A 1,232-nucleotide genomic window follows, 5' to 3' on the forward strand; every position below is an offset into this window, starting at 1 on the left:
TTGGACCTGCACCGCTTCTGTTCCGGTCAGGTGCTCATGTTAAGCGGCCCTCTGCTCGAAGGCCACGGGTGATTTCCAGCCGAGGGCTGAGTGTTTGCGGCGCGGGTTGTAGAAGCCATTGATGTATTCGAAGAGGGCGATCTCGACGTCGCGTCGGGTGTGCCATTCGCGCCTCCAGACCAGTTCGGCCTTCAGGGACTTGAAGAAGCTCTCGACGGCCGAGTTATCATAGCAGTTGCCCTTGCCGCTCATTGATACCTTGAACCCGTTTTTGCGGAGAAGTTTCTGGTAGTCATGGGCGCAGTATTGCGCGCCGCGATCCGTGTGATGAATACAGCCTGGTGGCGGGCGGCGCAGGGCAACAGCCATGTTCAGCGCCCTGATCGCCAGATCCTGTTTCATCCGGTTGCTGATAGCCCAGCCAATCACGCGCCTCGAGAACAGGTCGATGATGACGGCCAGATAAACCCAGCCCTCACGCGTCCAGATGTAGGTGATGTCGCCCGCCCACTTCTGGTTCGGGGCACTCGCCGAAAAGTCCTGTTGCAAGAGGTTCGGCGCGATGTTGAAGGCGTGATCGCTGTCGGTGGTGCGCTTGAACTTGCGGCTGCGGATGATGCGGATGCCGTTCTGGCGCATCAGACGGCCTACCCGACGCTGTCCGACCCGCAGGCCCAGCTCGTTCAACTCTTCGGTCATCCGCGGCCTGCCGTAGCTGCCCAGGCTCAGCCGATGCTGTTCGCGGATATGCGCCAGGATCACCATGTCGCGCCGCTGACGGATGGACGGGGGCCTGCGCAGCCACGCGCGCAACCCGCGATCCGTTACGCCCATCATGCGACAGAGATGGCTGCGCGAAAGGCTGCCCCGATAGCTGGCAATGAACTGAAACCTCACGGCTTTTGAGCCGCGAAGAACTGAGCCGCCTTTTTTAATACTTCCCTCTCCTCGCGCAATATACGGTTCTCTTTCCGCAGCCGTTCATTCTCGCGCAGAAGATCGGCGTCCCGGTCAGGCACCTTCGCCTCATCGGAAATCGCCCGTATCCACTTGCCGAGCGTCGAAAGCCCAACCCCAAGATCAGACGCAACCTGACGTCTCGTCAGGCCGCTGGTGAGCGCGATGCGAACCGCATCCCGCTTGAACTCGTCGCCGTGTGTCGCTGCCATATCCTGTCTCCTTTGGTGAGAGCATCGCTCTCAGAAGACCGGAACGAAACCGGGGCAGGTCCA

Annotated in this window: 1 protein-coding gene; it reads right to left on the minus strand. The window is 60.6% G+C overall.

Annotated elements, in window-relative coordinates:
• Positions 1–39: 39 nt before the first annotated feature.
• Positions 40–1,169 (minus strand): IS3 family transposase gene (locus FA740_RS19490; protein WP_370454610.1). Its coding sequence is split into 2 segments (ribosomal slippage): positions 40–923 and positions 923–1,169, totalling 1,131 coding nucleotides; the frame shifts between segments, so codons are not numbered across the junction.
• Positions 1,170–1,232: the final 63 nt, after the last annotated feature.

The sequence above is a fragment of the Paracoccus hibiscisoli genome, assembly GCF_005048265.1.
Taxonomy (GTDB): domain Bacteria; phylum Pseudomonadota; class Alphaproteobacteria; order Rhodobacterales; family Rhodobacteraceae; genus Paracoccus; species Paracoccus hibiscisoli.